The organism is Bradyrhizobium sp. AUGA SZCCT0283 (assembly GCF_018130385.1).
Lineage (GTDB): Bacteria > Pseudomonadota > Alphaproteobacteria > Rhizobiales > Xanthobacteraceae > Bradyrhizobium.
Genome location: NZ_JAFCLU010000004.1, coordinates 208,979 through 231,266 on the forward strand (window position 1 = coordinate 208,979; position 22,288 = coordinate 231,266).

Consider the following 22,288-nt stretch of genomic DNA (forward strand, 5'->3'; position numbering starts at 1 on the left):
AGCCATGACCGATTCCGCCAGCAAGACGCCCGTCGAACTGACCGCCAATATCGTATCGGCCTATCTCAGCAACAATCCGACCCAGGCCTCGGAAATCCCGAACCTGATCAGCCAGGTCCATGCCGCGCTGATGCGGGTGTCGAGCGGCCGCCCCGAGACGCCGCTCGAGCCGGCCAAGCCTGCCGTGTCGGTGAAGAAGTCGATGACCCCGGAATATCTGGTCTGCCTCGAGGACGGCAAGCGCTTCAAGTCGCTGAAACGCCATCTGCGCACGCAGTACAACATGACGCCGGAGCAATATCGCGACAAATGGGGCCTGCCGCCGGACTATCCGATGGTCGCGCCGAACTACGCGGTGGCGCGTTCACAACTCGCCAAGAAGATGGGCCTCGGCCAGCAGGCGCGGAAGCGGAAGTAGTCCAAAGCGTTTTCAAGCGAAAGCCTGCCGGACTTGATTCGGGGTGGGTACCGGTTCGCGTCAAGAAAACGCGTCAAACAAAACTCTGAACGTCAGGAAGCCGCGGCCAGCGCCTCGCGCGCGTCGGCGCGGATGCGCTCGACCATGGAGCGCAGGCCGTTCGAACGCTGCGGCGTCAGATGCTCGCGAAATCCGAATTCGTCGAATACGGCAAGCGCATCCGTTGCCAGGATCTGCTGCGGCGTGTGGCCGGAATAAAGCGTGAGCAGGATCGCGATCAGGCCGCGCACGATGTGGGCGTCGCTATCGCCCAGATACTTCAGCCGCGGCTCGCCGTTGCCGCTGCGGTCGATCTGCCTGGACAGCCAAACCTGGCTGACACAGCCGTTCACCTTGTTCTCGGCGGAATGTTCGGCCTGCGGCATCGGCTCGAGCGTTCGGCCGAGTTCGATGACGTACCGGTAGCGGTCGTCCCATTCCTCCAGCAGCTCGAAATTGTCCCTGATTTCGTCGATCGTCATCTTGGCCCGCGTCCGTTTCCTTAAAGTTCTATATAGGATGCGGATCGAACGAAAGCGATGGAAATGGAACCGGTTCCCGCGGCCTTATTTTGAGGCCAACGGCGTTCGCGGCAGCCGCCATTCGATCGCCATATCCTCTTCCGTCAGCGCATCAGTGGGCGACGCCACCACGGCCTCGGCGTCGTCGGCCGTGTCGATCGAACTGGTATGGTCGGGCTTCTTGTCGGTGACGGGCTTCTTGTCGGTGATGATCTTGTACAACTGGCGGGCGCCATCCTGGGCGCGCTGGCCGATCGCCGTCGCCGCCTGACCGCCGACCTCGCAGGCCGCCGGCTGGCGCTTGCAGAACTGGCCCATGTCGGAGACGGCGGCGGTCGCAGCCGATACGGCTTCGGAGGCGCCGATCTGCGGCACCTTGTCCGATTCAGGCGTCTTTTCCCTGGGCAACAGCACGAGCACGAGCCCGAGCCAGAATGCCATGCGAAGCAGAAAAAACATCTCGCGACCCCGGTCGTCTCTTATGGTTGTGTTGCGGTTAGGTCCGCTGGTTTGCTTCTGACTAACAGCCGTCGATAAATCGCAAGTGTTTGCATTGAGGTAAAATCGCCGAAAATTTTCCGAAAAGCGGATTGATTCGATTCGGCGTAAATTTTCGATTGATGACCACTATCGCGCGAAAAGTTCGCGGCGCTCGCGCATCCACCATTTCGAAACCATAGATCGATGCGGCTCTAAACCTATCGTTCACCATCCGCGTCGAATGAGCGTCATGCGGGGCGTGAAACTTCCGCGAATGCACGGTGTTGGTCGGCGAATCCCCGCGCCTTAGCGTTCGCTTAAGTTCGCTCTGACACGGTGGCGCAAAGATTGAGGGGGCGTTCCGGCGCGTCTGTCTGACGAACAAGCCGAAGCGCGAGAGCCGTGACTGTTTTGAGTATCATCCACGATTGTCTCGATGCCCTGCTGCATCCCTCGGCGCGATATGATGCGCTGACGCGCGCGCGTCACCGCGCATTCATGGCGCCGCGGCTGCTCGGCAGCCTGGCGGCGCTTGCGGCTTTTCCGATCTATCTGGCGATGCGCGGGGCGCCCACGGCGCTCGAGGTCGCGGCCTTCGCCTGGCTGATCGCACCCATTCTGTTGTCCTGGTTCCTGTCGCGCACCGGCCGCTACGAAGGCGCGCATATCCTTTCCGCGTTGGCGCTGGCGGGCCTCGTCATGATGGTTGCGATAACCACCGGCGGTATCGAATCATTCGCCGCGGTCTGGCTCATCGTCGTTCCCCTGGAAGCCGCGTTGTCGGCCTCGCGCCGGGTGGTCGCGTTCGCTTCCACGCTGGCCCTGTCATGCGTCGCCTTGCTGATCGCGCTCGGACATTTTCATTTCCTGCCGGTGGCGGAGTCGAACGCGGCCCTGCGCGGCGTTCTGATGGGAGCTGGCGTCGCTTCCGCGACGCTCTATGCGGCAGGATTGGCCGTCAGTGCCGAATCGCTGGCGCGCACTTCCGTGGCGTTGCTCTATCTGGAGGAAGACCGTTATCGCTTGCTCGCGCGAAACATGAGCGACGTGATTTCGCGTCACAGCCGCAACGGCGCCGTGGAATTCATTTCGCCGGCGGCGGAAGCCATGCTCGGCACGCCGGTTGCCCGGCTCACCGGCCATGGCCTGTTCGACCGCGTCCATGTCGTCGATCGTCCGGCCTACCTCACGGCGCTGTCGGACGCCGCGCGCGGCAGCGAGCAACGCGTCGAATTCCGTCTCCGCCGCGACGCGGTTCGCGGCCAGAACATTTCCGCCGATTTCATCTGGGTCGAGATGCGTTGCCGGCCGCTCGAGCAGGTTTCGCCCGAGGCCGACGTCGTCGCCGTGATGCGCGACGTCACCGACCGCAAGGTCCAGGAGCAGGCACTCGAACTGGCGCGCACCGCCGCCGAGCAGGCGGACGCCTCCAAGACACGATTCCTGGCTACCATGAGCCACGAATTGCGTACGCCGCTGAACGCCATCATCGGCTTCTCCGAGATGATCGTGCATGAAGAGGCGATGATGCTCGATGCCGCGCGCCGCAAGGAATACGCGCAGTTGATCAACGATTCCGGCCAGCATCTCTTGTCGGTCGTCAACGGCATCCTCGATATCTCCAAGATGGAAACCGGCAATTTCGAAATTTCGCCGGAGCCGTTCGCGCCGCGCGCGGCGCTCTTGCACTGCTGCAATTTGCTGGCGCTGAAGGCGCGGGACAACGGCGTCGATCTGATCACCCGTGCCGCGGAGGACTTGCCCGTGATGAACGGCGATCCCCGCGCGTTCAAGCAGATCGCGCTGAACCTCGTCGCCAACGCCATCAAGTTCACCGAGCGCGGTGGCAGCGTGACGGTTTCCGCTGCGGTCGAGGGCGCGCGGCTGATGCTGCGTGTCACCGATACCGGCGTCGGCATTGCCGCCGAGGATCTGGCGCGGATCGGCGATCCGTTCTTCCAGGCCGGCAAGACCTATCAGCGCAAGCACGAAGGCACCGGCCTCGGCCTGTCGATCGTGAAGGGCCTGGTCGGATTGCACAATGGCGAGATGAACGTGCAGAGCACGGTCGGCGAGGGCACCACGGTGGCTGTTGCCTTGCCGCTTGACATTGCGCCGCTGCTGACGCCTTCAAACAACGTCGCGCCGCTGAAACCGGCGCTGCGACCGGAACCACAGGATCAAGTCCATCAGGTGAAGAAACGTGCCTAGGCGTATTGACGACGATGACGAGATGCCGCGCCGCCGCCGTCGCGGCGCGAAGGCGGCTGCGATTGAAGTGGAGGAAGAGCGCGGCCTTGTGATGCGCGTCCTCCTGCACAGTCCGAAAGACATGGTCGCGGGCCTGCTCGCCGCTGCCGCGATCTGCGCCATCCTCGCCAATGCGCTGTTCCTGCAGGCCGGACGCCATCCCTCGCCGATGTTCGGCTCGGTGGTGACGCTGCCGTCGCCGCAAGCTGCCGTCGTGAGCCCGTTGCCGCGGCCGCGCCCGGTCGAACTGACCTCAAGGCCGGTCGAGACAGAGCCGCCGGAAATCAGGCCGGTCGAGGTGAGGGGCGCTGATCCCAAACACGTCGAGATCAGGAGCGCCGATCCAAGGGGCGATGCCAGGAACCCTGACGCCAAAAACCCTGACCCCAAGAACCCTGACCCAATGGCCAATCTGGTGGTCAAGTCGACCGGTGCGCCTGCCGCGGCGCCCGCGAATGTGGCGCGTCCGCCCGCGTCGATTCCGGCCACCGCGCAGAGCGCCGGCGCGCGCCGCGTGGCGGCGGTGCAGCGCGCGCTCACCCAATATGGCTACGGCCAGTTGAAGCCGACCGGAGCGGTCGGTTCGGACACCCAGGCCGCGATCACAAAATTCGAACGCGACCGCAAGCTCCCGGTGACCGGCCAGATGTCCGATCGCCTGGTGAAGGAGCTCACGGCGATGATCGGCCACCCGATCGACTAGCTTCCGCCTGGTCGCTGGCCTATCGTCTTTTCCATGCGATTGAAATCATCCATCTGGGTGGCCGCTTATCTGCGCCGCTGCCAGACCGAGGGAATCTTTGGCGCCGTGCGCAGGCGAGGCGCGGAGGAAGCCGGGGCCGTATTCGTCAAGGTGGCGCTGCTCGACGGCAATGCCATGCTTTTTGCACCTGCGCCGCAGACTGTCTATGACGACAGCCGCCCGGCCGAGCGCATTTTCGTCCCGACATCGCCGCAACCGGTGCCCGAGCCATCCGTGGAGGAGCGCCTCGCCAAGGAAATCCGTTTCGATCCCGACGCCTGGATCGTCGAGACCGAGGACCGGGCAGGGCGCCACTTTCTGGATCTGGCGAAGGCTTAAGAGTGCCAGCTAACGCTTCGAACCGTCGGTGCCGGTGCGAATGGCCGGCGCAGTTCCGGGCTGCACCGTGGGGCGGGTTTGCGGGGGCGCAGCGCGGGCGCGATGGCGTTCGTCGTCGTAGAGCGCGGCGCGATATTTGGCGCGGGTGACCGCCATGGTCGAGCCGCGCCACGCGGCCAGCATCACCAGCGCGGATCGTTCGCTCAAGCGGTCGTATAGCCGCGACAAACGATAAACGTTGTGCACGGATGAGCCGAACTCGGGATTGAGGAACAGCAGCACGCGCTGGAACGCGGCGCTCGGCATGTCCAGCGCCCGCGCGGCGCAGGCCAGCGGCTCGCCACCGGGATCGTAGACCACCTGTTCGGCAATCCGCTGCGGCAGGATCAAGGCTTCGCCCAGTTCGAGTGCGAAATTCTCGGTGTCCTCGGCGAATGCGGCCATCTCCAGGATATGGAGCGCGCGCGCGGCGCGGGCTGCCGGAATTCGCGCCGAGGCTTTCAGCGGCGTGTCGGCGAGATTGTGCAGGATCAGCGCGCGCTCGCTGGCGCCTGCCGCGAAGAACATGTCGCTGATTTCGGCGGCATCGTTGGGCCGCATCGCCAGGGTAGACGCCATCCGCAACTGCGCTTCGGTCGGCGCCTTCACCGTCGGCGCGCTGGTCGGAGCAGCGGCAATCGCCGCCGCGACCGGCAGCATTTCGCCGGGGGGCGAACGCTGCAGCCCGAGCTTGTCCATGATCTCGGCCGGGGTCGCCGGATAGATCGCGAGCCGCGCCCGCACCGCGGCGCGGGTGGCGTCGTCGACCTGGTCGATGAGGCGGGACGTCAGTTCGACGAACTGCCGCTCCTCGTCGGCGGAATGGGCGCTGGTCTGGACATAGAGGTCGGTCAGCACGCGCAGCAAGGTCGGCCTGATATCGACGCCCTCGCGGCGCGAGAGCGTCATTAGCCCGTCGAATCCTGGAAACAATGGAGCTGCGGTCATGTCAGGTGTACGCGACTTCGGTAATCCCTCGCGTCAGCCTACGCACGGCACTTTAAGAGTTGGTTAAGGAAAACAGCCTGTGAAGAAATCCGATAAAATGCGCGCTTTCGGCGCGCGCAAGCAGCCCCGGAACCCGTAACTGTACCCCCTGCACAAATTAAGATGCCGTTAACCACGTTCTGTTCTGAATAATGGCATGTCGCCGGCCAGATCGTCCGTGCGGCAACCAGAAAGAACGGAACATGGGCACCATCATTGAATTTCCGGCGGATGCGGCTTCGCGGCGGCTGGGCTCAAGCATGGATGGCGCTCCACGCGATGGCCTGGGAACCGTACTGATCCTTCCCGTTGTCCGCATCGAACGTGAAGCCGGCGAAACCGGCGACGGGCGCGGACCGGAAGAGGGGACAGCACCCGGTCGCCGTCGCCGTCGGCGCCCCTGAACGACGGACATTTGAAATGCCGGAGCTGTGCCTCCCGATCCGGACCACCGGGCTTCGGTCACTCCCGGCTCTCATGCTGCTCGTGGCAAGTGCTGTGCTCGGCGGCTGCAGCGGCGGCGATTTCGGCCGCACCCGCGCCGATATGCGCAATGACGACATGCACCGCTGGCTGGGCGCCGAGGCCACGGCCAGCGTCGGCCTCAAGCCATCGCACTTTCAGCTCACCGAAAACGAGCGCCAGCTTCGCGATCTCGCCTATCCCCTGATCGAGCCGCCGCATTCGCGGCCCGCCTGGAAGAGCGTGTTCGGCGATTACCAGCCATTGCCCTCGCCATGGCGGCAGAAGGTGGTGTTCGACCGCACCACCTATGGACGCGCCCTGATCGACGAGCCGCACCGCTCGCACACCTCGCGTTATCAGCAGCTGATCGAGGACGTCCGCAACGACATCACGAGGTTCGAGCCGTTCTTTGCCTCCGCCGCGCGCGTCATCGAACTCGACCGCAAGCGCAGCGCCAGCCTGAAGATGGTGTCGGAACTGTCGCCGCGCGAACAGGCCGATGCGGTCGCCCGGATGGAAGAGAACACGCTGATCGTGCAATGGGTCCAGCAATGCCTGGAGCGGCGCATTTCGTCGTATCGCTGGGCGCTGGAGCGGCTGGTGATTCAGACGCCCGATACGATCGCGGCCGATGCCGACCGCCTGATCGGTGAACTCGCCGCGCAAACCGCCAATCCGCCGGTCGCCGCCCAGCCGGTGATCGGGCGGCCAGTGACGGTGAAGGGCTAGGGCGTGGTTCACTAACGCACTTCTTGGCGGCAAGGGCTCCGATCCAGTCAGGTAGGCCATTGGCCGCTGCGCCGCCGCAGCTGTTGGCACTTAGGCGGCGCGAACGTATCCGTAGCGGAGGTTCGAGGGTTGCTCCGCAGCTTGTGCGTACTCGCTCTTGAGCGCTGCGAGGCGGTCCTCGGAAAAGATTGGCATCCTCGTGTTATCGGCCGCCTTGAGCTTGATCTTGTAGAACCTGGTTGCGTTGCCCGCGAAGATCAACTGCTTGGTGCCGCTGTTGGCGTCGCCGAGCGGCGCAAAGCCGTATTTCTTCTGCATGTCCTCCGGGATTTCGAGCCGGCGCAGCGCCTCGATCTGCCATTGCGGCGAGCCGTACCAGACCGAATCGGTGCCCCACATCACGTGGTCGACCCCCATGCCCTTGATCAACGTGCCGACCAGCGCCGCGCAGAACTTGGGATGCGCGACTGCTGAGTTGGCAAAGGACGTGCCGAGTTCGGCATAGACGTTGGTGACACCGAACTTCTGCGGGATTTCCGCGAGGTCCGAGGCCCACTGGATGCGGCCGGTCTGCTCGAACTCCGCCCAGGCCTTGTCCGGCAGCTCGAGGAACGCCCGCAGCGCCGAGTGATAGATCACGAAGTTCATCTGCGGCCAGTCCTTCGCCGCCTTTCCGATGTCCCACGCGGTTGCATATTCCCACACGCCGGCGAACGATTTCTCGTAATCGGGCGGCAGCAGCCCCTTGTGGATGCACAGCGTGTTGATGCCGGCCTTCACCGCTTTTTCGTAGAACGGATACATCACCTGCTCGTCGTCGAGCCGCCATGGGAACTTGGAGGGTGCCAGCGGATCGCCGATCGTGTAGGACTTCCAGGAATCCGGCTTGTAGACCTCGATTGCCTTGTCGACCTCTTCCATCCAGCCGGGCTGCTTTGGGGTGATGACGCTGTGCGCCAGCAGGCGGCGCGAACCGGCGAAGTCGTTAATGAGTTCGCGGGCCTTGACGATCTGCTCGTTGGAAAGAAGCCACCAGCTCGGATCGTCGAACGGCGCTCCGCTCAACAGCGCCATGTTGGTGTCGCTGTCGTAGTAGATCTCTTTTACGTAATTCTGGAACTTGTAGCGGGCGAGCGAGGAGACGCCTTCCTCCTTCATCTTCGGATTCCAGTGCTGGCTTGCAAAGTCGGCCAGCCCCAAGAGCTCCTTGTGATCGAAGTCGTCGCGCACGAAATGGGTCTGGACGTCGAAGATGAACTGGCCGGCGAGGCCTTGCGCGCGCGCCAGCATCAATTCGGGCTCGCGGGCCTCGGCGGGCGCGACCTGGAAAATATTGGCGTAGACGTCGTTCATCGCGAGGAACGCCGCGGCCATGCCGCAGCTCGTATGCAGGAACTGCCTGCGGCTCAAGCCGAGGTGCTTGCCGTTAACGTCGGCGAGTTCGTTGATCCGTGCCTCGACCTTTTTTTGCACGGCGCTCTGCGGGGGCGGCAGATACTCGCCGTTGGAAACAATCTGAGTGGGAATCGGCGTTGCTGCCGATGCCGCCTCCGCGCCCGCGACAAGACGTTGCTCTCGCTCACTAAGCCAAGTGCTCATTGTTTCTCTCCCTCTTTGGGCGCCATCGACGATGCTGGTCGGTGCGCGCATGAGGCTGCGCGATTTGGCCACTCCCGATCAGTTAGAAGAACGGAATAGGCGTAACCTCCCGCGTTCGCTACGCATGAGGCCGTCACACTCGCTTCACGCCCAGGCGAGTCTCTTCATCATGTCGTGCTGCGAGAGCACAGACACACTTGCAAAACTACTTGCGGTAGTGGCGGCATCATAGCCGAATTCAATGCTCAAACTTCCATTCGCGCAAGCAAGTTATCCGACAGTCACACTGTCCCAAAACTCCCCACTGCGACTGGCAGGGTTTGACAGAGCGAGCGGCAACGTACTGCCGTGGTCGTCGAGCAAAGGCGTGACGTCGCCCTTTGGCCGATATTGTTGCAAAAGTCTTTTTGGGGTGGCGAACGAAAATTCTTAAAGCCGCTGATGCGCTTTACGCGCGGCAACGTGAGGGACCATATCGTTTCATCCAAAATCGATCACGGACCTCCGCAGTGGCGTTGAAAAGCGACGCAGCTGCGGAGAAGTCCAAAAATCAACTTTCGCGAGATTTTCCGGGTCGCTCGATTTTCGACTTTTGCAAACAATATCGGCCCTACCCGGACATAGGGGCATGGTCCGCTTTCGCGCCGCTATTGGAGTGGAGCTGACTTAGGCCGGGATAAGTTTGAGTACCCCGATTATGAGTACGCGCCCCTGGTCAACGATTCCGAGCCTTCGATTTGGCGCGGCCCGCTTTGGGACGCTGGCTCTGCAGTTTCGCGATAAAGTTCTGCAGGACTTCCGACGGCGGGCGCGCCGCACTGTAGGCGAGGCCAACCTCGCGCTTCACGTCGACGTCGATCTCGCGCACGGCGACATCGGAATTGGCGCGGGCCACGCCTTCGGGAACGATGGCAATCCCGACGCCGGCGGCAACGAGCGCCATCGCCCAGTCTTCGGATTCGGCAATCGCCGCGGGCTGGCGTGACGCCGATGCGGCGCGGCCGAAGAATGCGCTCTGCTCGCAATGGCAGCGGTCGACCATGGCGACGTCGGCGAGGTCAGCGGTGCGCAGCCGCTCCTTCAGCGTCAGCGGATGCGACGGCGGCAGCGCTGCGACGTAGCGCTCGACCCAGAGCGGAACAAAATGTTCGTCGGCGCGCAGCAGATTCCTGGAGACGATCCGCGCATCCGAAGGCTCATCGACGCCGACGAGGCGGAGCGCGATGTCGGAAGTCCCGGTCAGCGGCTTCAGAAGCGCAATGGTTCGCGGCCGGTCGAGCGTGCGCATCAGGCCGAGCGTCAATGCGTTCCGCGTCGCAGGCTTTCGAAACAAGTTTTTCGCGGCGTCCGCCTCATCGATGATGCGGCGGGCCACGGCGTGGAATTGTTCGGCCGCTTCCGTTGGCGCCATGCCCTTCTTGTGCCGGATGAACAGCGCCGCGCCGAGTTCGGCTTCCAGATTGGTGATCGCCGCCGAGATCGAGGGCTGCGAGATGAAGCAGCGCTTGGCGGCCGCCGTCAGGTTGCGCTCCCTGAACACGGCGGCGAAATAGCGGAGTTCGCGGATATCCATAGTCTGTTCCTATCGATACTATCAGATATCGATATTTTACCTATGGTATGCCGGATGGCAAGCAAGACGCCTGACCTCGAAGGAGACATGTCATGCGCGTGCACCATCTCAACACCGGCACCATGTGCCCGATCGGCCGACGCCTGGTGAACGGCACCGGCAGCATTTTCCAGCGCGCGCGCATGGTGTGTCATTGTCTGCTGATCGAGACCAATGACGGGCTGGCGCTGGTCGATACCGGCATCGGATTGGATGACATTGGCAATCCGCCGCGGCTGGGACCCAAATGGGTCCGGCAGACGACGCCACGGCTCGATCCGGCGGAGACCGCCGTGCGGCAGGTCGAGGCGCTCGGCTATTCCAAGAGCGACGTGCGGCATCTGTTGCTGACGCATCTCGATCGCGATCATGCCGGCGGTATTCCGGATTTTCCGAACGCGAAGGTGCACGTCCATCGCCGCGAGCACGACATGGCGGTGACGCGCCGGACGCCGGCACCGAAAGGCCGCTACATCACTGATCAGTGGAAGCACGGTCCGCAATGGGCATTCTACGGGGAGGGCGGCGAGGACTGGTTCGGCTTCAAGGGCGTGCGCGCGCTCGGCGATCGCGAGCCTGATATCCTGATGATCCCGTTGCCCGGTCATACCTTAGGTCATTGCGGCATCGCCGTAAGGAGCCGGGGCAAATGGCTGCTGCACGCCGGCGATGCCTATTTCTTCCACGGGCAAATGCAGGCTTCGCCGAAAATGCCGCTGGTGCTCGGCATGTTTCAGCGCCGCGCCGACATGGATCGCGCCATGCGCGTCCAAAACCAGGAGCGGCTACGGACGCTCAAGGCCAACCACGGCGATGCCGTGACCATCTTCAACAGCCACGATCCCGTGGACTACGAGAATTGCCGTTGCGGCCAACACCAGGAAGTGCCGGCTCACGCTGGAGCAGGATGAGGTCAGGTTGGGCCGTGACGACGGACCATTTCGTGCCCCGGACGCAGGCGGCGTGAGTGCTGCGAGCCGGGGCCCATCCTACTTTGCATGGGGTTGTTTTCGCGATTTTGTGTCTGGACCCTGCGGTATACCGCCCATCCCGCTCCAGGCCGTGATCAGCGCTTGCCCCGTGGCGCAGGCGCAGGGGCCGGCGCAGGCGCTGCCGGTTCGGGTTGCTTGGTCGGCGGAGGCTCAGTCTGCACGGTGCAGCGCGATGCCGCGAGCGAGGCCTGCGCCTGCGGCATCAACCCCGGCTCCGGCGCTAAGGCCTTCAGCACGATCAGGCCGGTCGCGGTGGGGGAGTCGATGATCAGCCGGTCGGCGGCGGTGATTTCCTCATCTTCCGGCAATGCGGAATGCTGCTCTTCCGTCATCAGGTCGAGTTCGATCACCTTGCGGCCGGCCGAGCGGTCGTTGATGGCGTAATAGGCGACCTCGTTGCGCGTGTAGAACGACACTGAAGTATAGGCCTGGCTGACCGGCACCGTCAGCTTGATGGGGCCGCCGGTAAGGTCGTAGCGGCAGATCGCGACCGCAAAGGCCGGGTCCATGAACGGCATCGGCGCGTTGTTGGGCTCGGCGAGCGGCAGCGCCGTGACGGCATTCTCCTTGGTCATCGGCGTCAGCCGCGAATAGGCGTCCTGGGTGGCAATGCGCGGCAGCGCCAGCACGCTGACGAGATGCACCACGCCGCCCAGCAGCACGCCCGCGATGATAGTGAATACCAGCCGGATCATGGGCAGCCTACCGTCGTGATGGAGGGCATCGGCGCGTCGCGCTGCGTCCGCGTCGCCACGCCAACCGGCGTATCGTAGAGCCGCAGCATCAGCGCGTAGCGCTCGATGCCGCCGGTCGGCAGCCAGTTGCCGGCCCGCGACCGCGCCGCCACGCGGATCTCGAACGCGCCGTCGGAGCCGCGGACGATCTCCTGGCTGGTGAAGCCGTAGCGTTGCAGCGAATTGGCGACCAGATGGCCCTTGCGGTCGAACAGGGTCAGCGTCCAGAACCGGGCCGCAGGCGTCACCCCGCTGACGACCACGTCGCAGCGCCCGTCGAGCGGCCTGTTCTTGTCGTCCGACGTTGCCGAGAAGGCGATGCCGTCGCCGGTGCCGATCGGCAATTCGCCGCTGCGGGCGATCGAGGCGCGCGAATAGGGATCGACCTCGGCGGTGCCGCTCTTGGGCCGCGCGGTCCAGGCGCCGATCGTGAGCGTGCCGAGATCGGTGCCGCGCGTCGCCGTCATGTAGGTCGAGCCAAGACCGACGGCCGTGGCAAGCGCCAACGCCAGCAAGGTGATGAAGATCAGCCGCACAGGCCAGGGCTCCGAAATCTCACGGCATCAGATTCCGGTTGAACCGGCTTCATCCGAAACCTGAAGCGCTTCTTTTTGTTTGAGCATGTCGGCGCAGACGCCTCGCATCTGCTCCGAGGAAAGCCGGTTAACATTCTGCCGGATCATGCCTTTTAATTCTTCCGCTGCGCCGGCGCAGGCTGGTCGCCAGCGGCTGCGACATAGTTCTCGGGGAAGGCCAGCGCGCCAGACGTCACGGGCTTGGCGGGCTGCTTCTGATCGTTGGACGAGGTCTTGCCCGCGGCCTTGCCGGCCTCGTCGAGCAGTCGCTCGACGCGCACCAGAATATCCGCGCCGCGCTTGGTCAATACCGGCGGCGGTCCCGGCTTGGTCTCCAGCACCCGCGGCGCGCCGTTGGCCGCGACGCTGGGGGGCAGGGCGGACTGCGGCAGTTTCGTGCCCATGCCGACGCCGGGGATTTCCTTTACCTCGACGCCCTGATGCGCGACGACCATGATGTCGTGCCAGGTTTGCGCGGGCAGCGAACCGCCGGTCATGCGGTTGGTCGGGGAGTAATCGTCATTGCCGTACCAGACCGCGCAGGTGAAGTTGCCGGTGTAGCCGACGAACCAGGCGTCACGGTAGGCGTTGGTGGTGCCGGTCTTGCCCGCGGTCGGAATACCGTCCAGCGCAGCACGGCGGGCGGTGCCCTCGCTGACGACGTGGCTCATCATCCACGCCATGTCGGCGGCGACGGAGGCGGGAATGGCTTGCACCGGCTTCTTGCCGTCGCGGTCGAAGCGCCAGACCAGGTCGCCGGCGCCGGTGCGCACTTCCAGCACCGCGTGAGGTTTCACCGACTTGCCCTTGTTCGGGAAGGTCGCATAGGCGACCGCGTGTTCGAGCACGGTGACTTCATCGGAGCCGATTGGCATCGATGGCGTATCCGGCAGGGGGGCCGTGAGGCCGAACCGGCGCGCCACCTCGGTGATCTTGACGCGGCCGGCCTTGGCCGGGTTCGGCGACTTGCCGCCCAGCGCAATCGACAGCTTCACCGGCACGACGTTGATCGAGCGGGTGATCGCCTGGGTCAGCGTCACCGAGCCGGAATAGGAGTGGCCATAATTTTGCGGGCACCAGTTGCCGATGCAGACCGGGCCGTCGACCACGATCGATGACGGCTTGTAACCGTTCAGCAGCGCGGTGGTGTAGACATAGGGTTTGAACGAGGAGCCCGGCTGCCGGTAGGCGTCGGTCGAACGGTTGAACTGGCTGGCGCCATAGTCGCGGCCGCCCACCATCGCGCGGACGCCGCCGTCGAGATCGGCGACCACGGTGGCGGCCTGGGTGGCGTGATAGTCCCGGCCGAACTGGCGGAGCTGGTTTTCGACGGCATCCTCGGCGGCGCGCTGCACGTTCATGTCGATCGCGGTGCGGACCACGAAGACGCGCTCGGTATAGGATTTCGGGAATGTATCGACCAGCTTGCGCATCTCTTCGAAGGCGTAGTCGAGATAGTAGTTCGGCGAGTTCTCGTCGCGGCGGTCGACGGCGACCGCCGGGTTGCGCCGGGCACCGAACACCTGGCCCTCGGTCATGAAACCGGCATCGACGAGGTTGTCGAGCACGACGTTGGCGCGGGCGCGGGCGGCGGGCAGGTTGATATGCGGGGCGTATTTGGTCGGCGCCTTGAACAGTCCGGCCAGCATGGCCGATTCCGCGAGATTGACGTCGCGCGCCGACTTGTTGAAGTAGAAATGCGCCGCGCCGTCGACGCCGAAGGTGCCGCCGCCCATATAGGCGCGGTCGAGATAGAGTTTTAAAATCTCGTTCTTGGTCAGCCGCGTCTCGAGCCAGACCGCCAGAAACGCTTCCTTCACCTTGCGCTCGATGGTGCGCTCGTTGTTGAGGAACAGGTTCTTCGCCAATTGCTGCGTGATCGAGGAACCGCCCTGGCGCACGCCGCCGGCCTGTGCGTTGGTCACGAGCGCGCGCGCGGTGCCAGCGATGTCGATGCCGAAATGGTCGTAGAAGCGGCGGTCTTCGGTGGCGAGCGTCGCCTTGATCAAATTGTCCGGAAAGTCTTCAAGCGGGATCGAGTCATTGTGCTTGATGCCGCGGCTGCCAATCGGATTGCCGTAGCGGTCGAGGAACGACACCGCGAGATCGGATTTCTTCAGCCAGTCGTCATCGGCGGTTTCGCGAAACGCGGGGATCGCAAGCGCCAGCATCATGACCAGGCCACCGAGGCCGATGGTGGCGGCTTCCGAAAACGGCTCGATGAAGACCCAGCGCTTCCAGCGGCCGACATAGAAGCGGTCCATGAAGGTGGAGTAGCGCTCGTACAGCTCGCGCAGGCCCTTGCCCGACGAGAACAGCGTCGAATCGATGCGCGCATCCAGATCCAGAAAGTAGTTCCGGATCTTCTGCTTCCAGTGTGGAGGTACGATCTGGCGCACCGGGACCCTTGGTCGTTCGAAACGCTCACGCACCCGGCCGGGCGCTATCGAGACGTCATGGTTTGATGTTGCGGCAAACCCAAGGCGCTTTTAGGACGCTTGGGGACTCGCAATTGTTCTATCCGAGCGGGGGCTATAAACCAATGCTCTCGCTCACCATTTTGGTGGTCAGCCCTAACGCGTTCCCGGCTTTTTTGCGTCCGTAGTCAGCCCGCTTGCGCCCTGGTTGCCGGACCCCCTAGAAGGACTGCAGCCGAACCCGACCCGGAAACCATCCGACTTCATGACCGCACCGCCCAAGCGAGCTTCCAGCCAGGAGGGATTCTTCTGGAAAACCAAGACGTTGGAGGAAATGTCCAGCGCCGAATGGGAAAGCCTGTGCGACGGCTGCGCGCGCTGCTGCCTGGAAAAGCTCGAGGACGAGGATACCGGGAAAATCTACTTCACCCATGTGTCCTGCAAGCTGCTCGATTCCGGCCTATGCACCTGCAAGGATTACCAGAACCGTTCCGACAAGGTTCCGGATTGTGTCCGCCTGACGCCCGAGAACGTCCGCACCCTGAACTGGCTGCCGCCGAGTTGCGGCTACAAACTGGTCGCGGAGGGGCGCGATCTCTACTGGTGGCACCCGCTGATTTCGGGTGACCCCAACACCGTGCATGAAGCCGGGGTTTCGGTGCGTGGCAGGGTGCAGGGCACCGAGGACGAAATCCCTGACGAAGATCTCGAGGACCACATCGTGCAATGGCCGGCACTTTTGCCCAAGCTGGCGCGGCTGAAGAAGCGGCCCTGATTGTCTCGCGCGCTCCGGCCATGGCCACATGCGCCTTTCCATTCGGTCATCGGCGCGCTAAGGTGGTTGTACATTTGAACACCAACATCCTTAGGCTTTGCGCTAGATTTTGATTTTCCGTCAATGAGATGTCCCTCAATTTTTGAGGTGTCCCATGAATACTGGTCCGGTTCAGTCGATACCGACGGACGACGATAACAGACCGCCCGAGCCGACCTCCGCGCTTTGCCTTTCCGGCGGAGGCTATCGCGCGATGGTGTTTCATATCGGCGTGCTTTGGCGCCTCTATGAGACCGGGCTGCTGCAGAACATCAAGCGGATATCAAGCGTTTCGGGCGGCTCGATCACGGCCGGCCAGTTGGCGCTGGCCTGGCGCGGCCTCAGCTTCGGCCCCGACAGCGTCAGGAGCGATTTCGTTCCCAAATTCGTGGAGCCGCTGCGCGCCTTCGCCGGTATCACGATCGATGCGGAATCCGTCATTCTGGGCGCGCTGTTGCCGGGCAGCGTCGGCGACCGCATCGCCAAGGCGTATGACGACCACCTGTTTCACGGCAAGACGCTGCAGGACATGCCCGACGAGCCGCGCTTCGTGATCAATGCGACCAATGTGCAATCCGGCGCGCTCTGGCGTTTCATGAAGCCCTATATGCGCGACTACCGCGTTGGCGAGGTCAGAAATCCCAAAATTCCTCTGGCGCAGGCGGTCGCGGCTTCGTCCGCGTTTCCGCCGGTCCTGTCCCCGTTCGAACTGCGCCTCAGGGACGCCGACTTCGTGCCGGGCACCGGGCTCGATCTGCAACGGCCGCCATTCACCACCCGCGTCGTTCTCAGCGACGGCGGCGTCTACGATAATCTCGGCCTGGAGACCGCATGGAAGCGGCACCAGACGGTTCTGGTGAGCGATGCCGGCGGCAAAACCCAGGAAGAGGAAGAGCCGGAGACGGACTGGCCGCGGCATTCCTACCGGGTTCTGAACCTGATCGACAACCAGGTGCGCTCGCTGCGCAAGCGCCAGGTCATCGATTCCTTCGTGTCGGGGGCGCGCAAGGGCGCTTACTGGGGCATCCGCACCGACATCGCGGATTACCAACTGCCCGATGCGCTCAACTGTCCGCTGGACCGCACGACGCAGCTTGCCGAGTTGCCGACGCGCCTGAAGCGGCTCGACGAGCGGACGCAAGAGAGATTGATCAACTGGGGTTACGCGGTCTGCGATGCGGCGCTGCGCAAGCATCTGGACTCGCGCCTCGGGCCGCCGCCGGCGTTTCCATATCCCCAATCCGGGGTCTGACGGGAAGGCGAGGGTCCGAACGTGGCGAAGGAACGCAAGCAGGGCGGCGGATCGCGGCGGAGCAAGCCGAGCCCCGCGGAACCGAAGGGAGCGGCATCCGGCACGACAGCGCCTGCAGATGCGACGCCTGCAGGTGCGCAGCCCGGCACGGTGCAGGCTCCGCCTGGGAGCGCGAGAACCAAAGCCGACCGACCCCTGCAATTCTCGATTCCCGCAGAGCTGGTCGAGCACATCCTGCTAGGCCCCATCGACGACCGCCGCGTGCTGCAGGATTCGCCGCTGCTGGGAGACGTCTGGACCGCCTATGCGCTTGATCCGGGCGTCATTCAGGATGTGTTGATCACGCCGCACAAAAACACGACCGCCGCGGTGGTCGCCCAAATGATCCCGCTGGGGATAGAGCTGCGCGAGCGGGAGCGCCACGCCGAAAGTCCGCCGCCGTCGAAGCGGCCGAAAATGAGGGCGAAGGTCGCCTATCTGCAAGGCCTCGTGGGTGCGAGGCTGTATTTCGACGAAGTGCTGCGCATCCTTGTGCCCCTGACACAATGGTGGGGCCAGTCAAAGCTCCAGGAAAGAATATTGAAGATCGACCAGGCCAACCTGCGCAGGTTGCTCGAGCGGGAGCCTGGCCGGCCTGGCATCGATCCGGAGAACTTTACATCACTTGAAAGATACATCGCGTTGGCGGGGTTGATCTATTGGATCGGCAAACTCGAACGGCCGATCATCCCGGGCAGTGCCCCGCCGCAGCCGGTGGAGCGTTTGCCGCGGCTCAAGGTCGATCAGGCATTCCAAAACTATCAGCCCTATATCGATGAAATCATCGCAGGGATGTTCGATCTTTACGCAGTCATTCAGGCCAATCCCCACGCCTTGGCATCGGATGATCTCGACGATAACGAAGAAGCGAGACGCGAAGGCTACATCTTTCAGGTCTCGCTGAACCGCGTCGCGTCGGCAGCGCTCGACCGGTCCGTTCCGGCCGTGAAGGCCGATGCCGCGTACTCCCTGTTCCAGGTGAATTGCAAGAACATCGTTTGGGCGGTGCTGGATTCCGGCATCGATGCCAAGCACACAGCCTTCGCCGAGAAGGACAAGCCCGACAGATCGCGTGTCAGGAAGACCTTCGACTTCACGAGAATTCGCGAGATTGTCAGCAATGACGAGGACGACATCGCGCCTGAGGAGCTGGAGCAACTCGCAAACGCCGCCGGCATCGAACCGGCCGACGCGTCGGGCTATCTGAAGGAGATTGCCGAGGATGCCAAAGCAAAACGTCCGATCAATTGGGGCGTCGTTGAAAAGCTGATCACGCTAAAGAATCCGCCGCAACCGGCCAGCCCGCACGGTACGCACGTCGCGGGGATCATCGGTGCCAACGGAGGAGCTACCAACCATCCCGACGGCATGTGTCCCGACATCCGCATCTACGATTTCCGCGTTCTCGGCAAGACCATCGACGATACCGAATTCGCGATCATCGCAGCATTGCAATACATTCGTTACGTGAACGAGCGGCACAGCTATATTACGATTCACGGCGCCAACCTCAGTCTCTCCATCCCACACAATGTCCGCAACTACGCCTGCGGACGCACGCCGGTGTGCAACGAATGCGAGCGGTTGGTGGAGAGCGGAGTGGTGGTGGTCGCTGCCGCGGGCAATCGCGGCTACCAGAAATTCGAACTGACGGACGGCGGTGTTTTCGAAAGCTATGCCGCGTTCAGCATCACCGATCCGGGAAATGGCGAGAGCGTCATCACGGTCGGGTCCACGCACGGAAACTGGCCGCATACCTATGGCGTGAGTTTCTTCTCCAGCCGCGGTCCGACCGGCGATGGGCGCCTCAAGCCGGACCTGGTGGCCCCGGGGGAGCGGGTGCAGTCGTGCATCACCGGCGGCGAACACAAGGAGTGGGGGCCTGAGTCGGGTACCAGCATGGCGGCGCCGCACGTCAGCGGCGCTGCCGCGATGCTGCTGGCGCGTTACGAGGAACTGATCGGCCAGCCTCGCCGGGTCAAACGAATCCTGTGCGAAAGCGCGACCGACCTCGGCCGCGAGCGAAGTTTCCAGGGCCACGGCATGCTGGACGTCCTGCGTGCCTTTCAATCCATCTAGGGAGGCGGGAAATGTTCTTCAGTCTGGATGTATTGCGGGCGCGCAAGGGCGATTGCCTGATGCTGCACTTCGGATCGGAGCAGGATCCGCATCTGATCCTGATCGATGGCGGTCCTTCGGACGTCTACCAGCCGTTTCTCAAGCCGCGGCTGCAGAAGGTCCACGAAACGCGCGATCTCGACGAACGGGAACCGCTCCCGGTCGACGTCGTCATGGTGAGCCATGTCGACGACGACCACATCAAGGGAATTCTCGACCTCACCAAGGAGCAGCGCACCAAGAGCCCGGATGTGCGGCTCGACGTGACCAGCCTGTGGCACAACAGTTTCGACGATCTGCTCAAGACCAGGCCCAACGAACTGGTGGCCGGGTTCGGCACCGCATCAGTCGAGGCGACGGCTGCAGGAGGTGAGGCGGCTATCGATTCCGGAAGCGTGTTGGCGAGCTTCGGAGCCAGCATGCTCAAGGATGACGCAGAGATCGAAGATGAGGATATGCATCAAACGGCCGAGGTGCTGTCCAGCATCCCGCAGGGCCGCACGTTGCGTGACGATGCCAAGGCCCTCGGGTGGAAACCCAACCATAAATTCAAGGGCAAGCTGATCCTTGCGGCCAAGGCCGCGAAGCCGGTGACGCTCGGCGACCTGAAGGTGACGGTGGTCGGGCCGATGCAAGCGCAACTGCTGGCGTTGCAGGAACAGCATGACGAATGGCTGCGCGCGCAGAAGGAGAAGAAAAAGAAGTCGCCCGAGGCGGCGCTGGCGGCTTTCGAGGATGAATCCATTCCCAACCTGTCCAGCATCGTCGTCCTCGCCGAACTCGGGGGCAAAAGCATGCTGCTGACCGGCGACGCCCGCGGCGACAAGATTCTGGAAGGAATGGAACTGTCCGGGCTGCTGGAAAAGGGCGGCAACAAGCGTGTCGATCTCTTGAAGGTCCCGCACCACGGCAGCGACAACAATATGGAGACCGTCTTCTTCAAGCGCGTGCCGGCCGATCACTACATTTTCTCCGGCGATGGCGAGCATGGCAACCCGGAACGCGCCACGCTGCAAATGCTGCTGGACGCGCGGGGCGCCGACGCCGGCTACACGATTCATCTGACCTATCCGGTTGCGGAGATCGATGCGGGACGGAAGGCGGATTGGGAAAAGGAGCAGGCCAAGGAGAAGGCCAGGAAGAAGAACAATCCGGCATCCAAGAAGCCGGTGCGGGAGGACTGGTCTCCCGAGAAACACGGCCTGGTCGCGTTCTTCAGGAACAACCCGAAAATGGCAGCGAAGCTCTCCATCGTCGACGAGAGCAAGCCGCATCTGATCAATCTGCTCACGCCGCTGAAGCTCTAGGCTGACCGACCGGAGATTTACGGGGTGTTTCCCGGAGCCGCCGTCAAGGGAGGGCCGCAGGCGCCTGCGAGGCTCGAAATGTTGCTCACGGAAACGCGATGATACCCTCGCGGGATGCACCCATGCGCGCGAGGTGCTGCCGCGAGGGAAATTTGCGCTCTAAGGTGCGTCCGATATGGCGATTCCATCTCGGCGGCTTTGGCCGCGCAGAACAATATTACGTCCGACATGAACAAGCACCAGCGGCAGGGCCGTGAACCTGCCGACCAGACGACATTGCCAGACGATATTGGCGAAGAGCTCTCGCGCATCACGACCGAGGTCATCGATGTCAGCGATGCGCCGCCGATTGCGCCGCCGGCGCCGCTGAGCCCCGACGAGGTCCGCACCATCCTGATGAGCCTGTTGCTGACGATGTTCCTGGCCGCGCTCGACCAGACCATCGTCGCGACGGCGCTGCCGACCATCGGCCGCCAGTTCAACGACGTCAGCAACCTGTCCTGGGTCATCACGGCCTATCTCCTGGCCTCGACCGCGGTAGCACCCGTGTTCGGCACGCTGAGCGACATTTACGGCCGCCGCGTCATGATTACCGTTTCGCTTGTCCTGTTCACGGCCGGCTCGATCCTCTGCGCGGTCGCGCCGAACATGCCGGTATTGATCGTCGCGCGCGGCCTGCAGGGGCTCGGCGGCGGCGGCATCATGCCGGTCGTGCAGACCGTGATCTCCGATGTGGTCAGCCCGCGCGAGCGCGGCAGGTATCAGGCCTATTTCAGCGGCGTCTGGATGGCTGCAGGCTTGATGGGTCCCGTGCTCGGCGGCGTGTTTGCCGAGCATCTGCACTGGTCCATGATCTTCTGGATCAACGTGCCGCTCGCCGTCGGCGCGCTGTTTCTGCTGCTGCCCAAGATGGGCAAGATCCCGGTGTTCCATCGCCGCCGCAAGGTCGACTGGCTCGGCGGCGTGCTGTTGATGGCGTCCGCAGTCGTCGTCATGCTGGTGCTGAGCTGGGGCGGCAACCGTTATCCCTGGCTGTCGCCGGCGATCATGGCGATGATCGGTGCGTCTGTCGCGCTGGCGTTCGCCTTCGTCTGGCACGCGCGCAATGCCGAGGAGCCGTTCCTGCCGCTGCCGCTGCTAAGCGGAACGGTGGTGCCTTACGCGATGGTGGCCGGCGGCTGCGCGCTGGGCGCCATCACCGGACTGACCGTGCACCTGCCGCTGTATTACGAGGTCGTCTATCATCTGACCGCGAGCGAAGCGGGGTTGGCGCTGATCCCGCTCGCCGCGATTTCCACCTGCGGTGCCGCGATCGCCGGACGGACCATGGCGCGCGCCAAGCACTACAAGCGCGTGGCCATCGTCGGAACGTCGGCGGCGGCCGTCTTCGGTGCGGTGCTGGCGGCGACGACGCTGCCGTTATGGGGCTTGCTGGTCGTGTTGTCGCTGTTTGCGCTCGGCCTCGGCACCACGTTCCCGGTCAGCGTGGTCTCGCTGCAGAACGCGGTGGCGCGCGCGCAGATCGGCACCGTGACGGGCGCGATGAATTTCTTCCGCTCGCTGATGTCGTCGTTCATGGTCGCCGCCTTCAGCGCGATCCTGCTGATGGCGCTGGGCGCGGGCATCTCGCTCGGCGAACATCGGGGACCTGCGAACGCGATTCCGGTCGCCGACATGATCATCGCATTCCGCTATGTGTTCGGCGCTGCCACCGCGCTGCTGGCCTGTGCCGCGCTTTGCATCATCGCGATGGAAGAACGGCCGCTCGCAGGTCCATCGACGCCGGCGGAGATGGCGGAGTAGGCTGAGCTTGAAAGCGC

General features: G+C 63.6%; 20 protein-coding genes. 12 read left to right on the top strand and 8 right to left on the bottom strand.

Annotated features, from left to right (window positions below; translation table 11 throughout):
- The first annotated feature begins 4 nt into the window (after positions 1 to 4).
- Complete coding sequence (locus JQ624_RS08335; protein ID WP_108513078.1) at positions 5 to 418, top strand: MucR family transcriptional regulator; 414 nt, start codon at positions 5 to 7, stop codon at positions 416 to 418.
- Between the two features lie 92 nt (positions 419 to 510).
- Here the strand turns inward: JQ624_RS08335 and JQ624_RS08340 are convergent, their stop codons facing one another.
- Positions 511 to 939 carry a SufE family protein gene (locus JQ624_RS08340; RefSeq protein ID WP_212418381.1) on the bottom strand — a complete coding sequence of 143 codons (429 nt, stop codon included), beginning with the start codon at positions 937 to 939 and terminating at the stop codon, positions 511 to 513.
- A gap of 84 nt (positions 940 to 1,023) precedes the next feature.
- Complete coding sequence (locus tag JQ624_RS08345) at positions 1,024 to 1,437, bottom strand: DUF5330 domain-containing protein (protein ID WP_212418382.1); 414 nt, start codon at positions 1,435 to 1,437, stop codon at positions 1,024 to 1,026.
- A 423-nt stretch (positions 1,438 to 1,860) separates the two neighbouring features.
- On the opposite strand from JQ624_RS08345, the gene JQ624_RS08350 reads away from it, so the two are divergent.
- The 3 genes from JQ624_RS08350 to JQ624_RS08360 are packed head-to-tail and all read left to right on the top strand — an operon-like array spanning position 1,861 to position 4,789.
- Positions 1,861 to 3,669, top strand: a complete 1,809-nt coding sequence (locus tag JQ624_RS08350) for an ATP-binding protein (RefSeq protein ID WP_212418383.1) — start codon at positions 1,861 to 1,863, stop codon at positions 3,667 to 3,669.
- A complete protein-coding gene (locus JQ624_RS08355) occupies positions 3,662 to 4,411 on the top strand; it encodes a peptidoglycan-binding domain-containing protein (protein WP_212418384.1) in 750 nt (249 codons plus the stop codon). The genes JQ624_RS08350 and JQ624_RS08355 overlap by 8 nt, the downstream gene beginning before the upstream one ends.
- 33 nt (positions 4,412 to 4,444) lie before the next feature.
- Positions 4,445 to 4,789 (top strand): DUF1491 family protein, encoded by a 345-nt coding sequence (locus tag JQ624_RS08360; protein WP_212418385.1) that lies wholly within the window; start codon positions 4,445 to 4,447, stop codon positions 4,787 to 4,789.
- Between the two features lie 9 nt (positions 4,790 to 4,798).
- Here JQ624_RS08360 and JQ624_RS08365 read toward each other — a convergent pair whose 3' ends face one another.
- Positions 4,799 to 5,737: a DUF2336 domain-containing protein gene (locus JQ624_RS08365; protein ID WP_409334305.1), complete on the bottom strand. Its 939-nt coding sequence runs from the start codon at positions 5,735 to 5,737 to the stop codon at positions 4,799 to 4,801.
- Positions 5,738 to 6,018: 281 nt separating this feature from the next.
- Here JQ624_RS08365 and JQ624_RS38485 point away from each other — a divergent pair, with 281 nt between their 5' ends.
- The gene (locus tag JQ624_RS38485) at positions 6,019 to 6,219 is read left to right on the top strand and encodes a hypothetical protein (protein ID WP_249129542.1); all 201 of its coding nucleotides are present in this window, start codon (positions 6,019 to 6,021) and stop codon (positions 6,217 to 6,219) included.
- Between the two features lie 16 nt (positions 6,220 to 6,235).
- Entirely contained in the window at positions 6,236 to 7,009 is a 774-nt protein-coding gene (locus tag JQ624_RS08370; RefSeq protein ID WP_212418387.1) for a hypothetical protein, read from the top strand.
- Positions 7,010 to 7,099: 90 nt separating this feature from the next.
- Here the strand turns inward: JQ624_RS08370 and JQ624_RS08375 are convergent, their stop codons facing one another.
- Both JQ624_RS08375 and JQ624_RS08380 read right to left on the bottom strand, forming a co-directional pair.
- Positions 7,100 to 8,608: an amidohydrolase family protein gene (locus JQ624_RS08375; RefSeq protein WP_212418388.1), complete on the bottom strand. Its 1,509-nt coding sequence runs from the start codon at positions 8,606 to 8,608 to the stop codon at positions 7,100 to 7,102.
- A 715-nt stretch (positions 8,609 to 9,323) separates the two neighbouring features.
- Complete coding sequence (locus tag JQ624_RS08380) at positions 9,324 to 10,181, bottom strand: LysR family transcriptional regulator (RefSeq protein WP_212418389.1); 858 nt, start codon at positions 10,179 to 10,181, stop codon at positions 9,324 to 9,326.
- A gap of 92 nt (positions 10,182 to 10,273) precedes the next feature.
- Between JQ624_RS08380 and JQ624_RS08385 the strand changes: the two genes are divergently transcribed.
- On the top strand, positions 10,274 to 11,131 hold the full coding sequence (locus JQ624_RS08385) for an MBL fold metallo-hydrolase (RefSeq protein ID WP_212418390.1): 858 nt from the start codon (positions 10,274 to 10,276) through the stop codon (positions 11,129 to 11,131).
- Positions 11,132 to 11,286: 155 nt separating this feature from the next.
- On the opposite strand, the gene JQ624_RS08390 is transcribed toward JQ624_RS08385, so the two are convergent.
- The 3 genes from JQ624_RS08390 to JQ624_RS08400 all read right to left on the bottom strand — a co-directional run bounded on the left by JQ624_RS08390 (position 11,287) and on the right by JQ624_RS08400 (position 14,920).
- A complete protein-coding gene (locus tag JQ624_RS08390; protein WP_212418391.1) occupies positions 11,287 to 11,907 on the bottom strand; it encodes a DUF1254 domain-containing protein in 621 nt (206 codons plus the stop codon).
- Entirely contained in the window at positions 11,904 to 12,482 is a 579-nt protein-coding gene (locus tag JQ624_RS08395) for a DUF1214 domain-containing protein (RefSeq protein ID WP_212418392.1), read from the bottom strand. Before JQ624_RS08395 ends, JQ624_RS08390 begins: the two co-directional genes overlap by 4 nt.
- A gap of 152 nt (positions 12,483 to 12,634) precedes the next feature.
- Positions 12,635 to 14,920: a transglycosylase domain-containing protein gene (locus JQ624_RS08400; protein WP_212418393.1), complete on the bottom strand. Its 2,286-nt coding sequence runs from the start codon at positions 14,918 to 14,920 to the stop codon at positions 12,635 to 12,637.
- Between the two features lie 283 nt (positions 14,921 to 15,203).
- Between JQ624_RS08400 and JQ624_RS08405 the strand changes: the two genes are divergently transcribed.
- The 5 genes from JQ624_RS08405 to JQ624_RS08425 all read left to right on the top strand — a co-directional run bounded on the left by JQ624_RS08405 (position 15,204) and on the right by JQ624_RS08425 (position 22,271).
- Positions 15,204 to 15,713: a YcgN family cysteine cluster protein gene (locus tag JQ624_RS08405; RefSeq protein ID WP_212418394.1), complete on the top strand. Its 510-nt coding sequence runs from the start codon at positions 15,204 to 15,206 to the stop codon at positions 15,711 to 15,713.
- A gap of 154 nt (positions 15,714 to 15,867) precedes the next feature.
- Entirely contained in the window at positions 15,868 to 17,004 is a 1,137-nt protein-coding gene (locus JQ624_RS08410) for a patatin-like phospholipase family protein (RefSeq protein ID WP_212418395.1), read from the top strand.
- 21 nt (positions 17,005 to 17,025) lie between these two features.
- Positions 17,026 to 19,122, top strand: a complete 2,097-nt coding sequence (locus JQ624_RS08415) for a S8 family peptidase (protein WP_312014391.1) — start codon at positions 17,026 to 17,028, stop codon at positions 19,120 to 19,122.
- An 11-nt stretch (positions 19,123 to 19,133) separates the two neighbouring features.
- Complete coding sequence (locus JQ624_RS08420; protein ID WP_212418396.1) at positions 19,134 to 20,468, top strand: MBL fold metallo-hydrolase; 1,335 nt, start codon at positions 19,134 to 19,136, stop codon at positions 20,466 to 20,468.
- Positions 20,469 to 20,696: 228 nt separating this feature from the next.
- Positions 20,697 to 22,271, top strand: a complete 1,575-nt coding sequence (locus tag JQ624_RS08425; protein ID WP_212418397.1) for an MDR family MFS transporter — start codon at positions 20,697 to 20,699, stop codon at positions 22,269 to 22,271.
- Positions 22,272 to 22,288 lie beyond the last annotated feature (17 nt).

Coding starts and splice junctions, on each gene's coding strand:
- JQ624_RS08340 (WP_212418381.1), bottom strand. CDS start 939: ATGACGATCGACGAAATCAGGGACAATTTCGAGCTGCTGGAGGAATGG.
- JQ624_RS38485 (WP_249129542.1), top strand. CDS start 6,019: ATGGGCACCATCATTGAATTTCCGGCGGATGCGGCTTCGCGGCGGCTG.
- JQ624_RS08345 (WP_212418382.1), bottom strand. CDS start 1,437: ATGTTTTTTCTGCTTCGCATGGCATTCTGGCTCGGGCTCGTGCTCGTG.
- JQ624_RS08370 (WP_212418387.1), top strand. CDS start 6,236: ATGCCGGAGCTGTGCCTCCCGATCCGGACCACCGGGCTTCGGTCACTC.
- JQ624_RS08380 (WP_212418389.1), bottom strand. CDS start 10,181: ATGGATATCCGCGAACTCCGCTATTTCGCCGCCGTGTTCAGGGAGCGC.
- JQ624_RS08365 (WP_409334305.1), bottom strand. CDS start 5,737: ATGACGCTCTCGCGCCGCGAGGGCGTCGATATCAGGCCGACCTTGCTG.
- JQ624_RS08335 (WP_108513078.1), top strand. CDS start 5: ATGACCGATTCCGCCAGCAAGACGCCCGTCGAACTGACCGCCAATATC.
- JQ624_RS08420 (WP_212418396.1), top strand. CDS start 19,134: ATGTTCTTCAGTCTGGATGTATTGCGGGCGCGCAAGGGCGATTGCCTG.
- JQ624_RS08425 (WP_212418397.1), top strand. CDS start 20,697: ATGAACAAGCACCAGCGGCAGGGCCGTGAACCTGCCGACCAGACGACA.
- JQ624_RS08360 (WP_212418385.1), top strand. CDS start 4,445: ATGCGATTGAAATCATCCATCTGGGTGGCCGCTTATCTGCGCCGCTGC.
- JQ624_RS08390 (WP_212418391.1), bottom strand. CDS start 11,907: ATGATCCGGCTGGTATTCACTATCATCGCGGGCGTGCTGCTGGGCGGC.
- JQ624_RS08385 (WP_212418390.1), top strand. CDS start 10,274: ATGCGCGTGCACCATCTCAACACCGGCACCATGTGCCCGATCGGCCGA.
- JQ624_RS08405 (WP_212418394.1), top strand. CDS start 15,204: ATGACCGCACCGCCCAAGCGAGCTTCCAGCCAGGAGGGATTCTTCTGG.
- JQ624_RS08375 (WP_212418388.1), bottom strand. CDS start 8,608: ATGAGCACTTGGCTTAGTGAGCGAGAGCAACGTCTTGTCGCGGGCGCG.
- JQ624_RS08410 (WP_212418395.1), top strand. CDS start 15,868: ATGAATACTGGTCCGGTTCAGTCGATACCGACGGACGACGATAACAGA.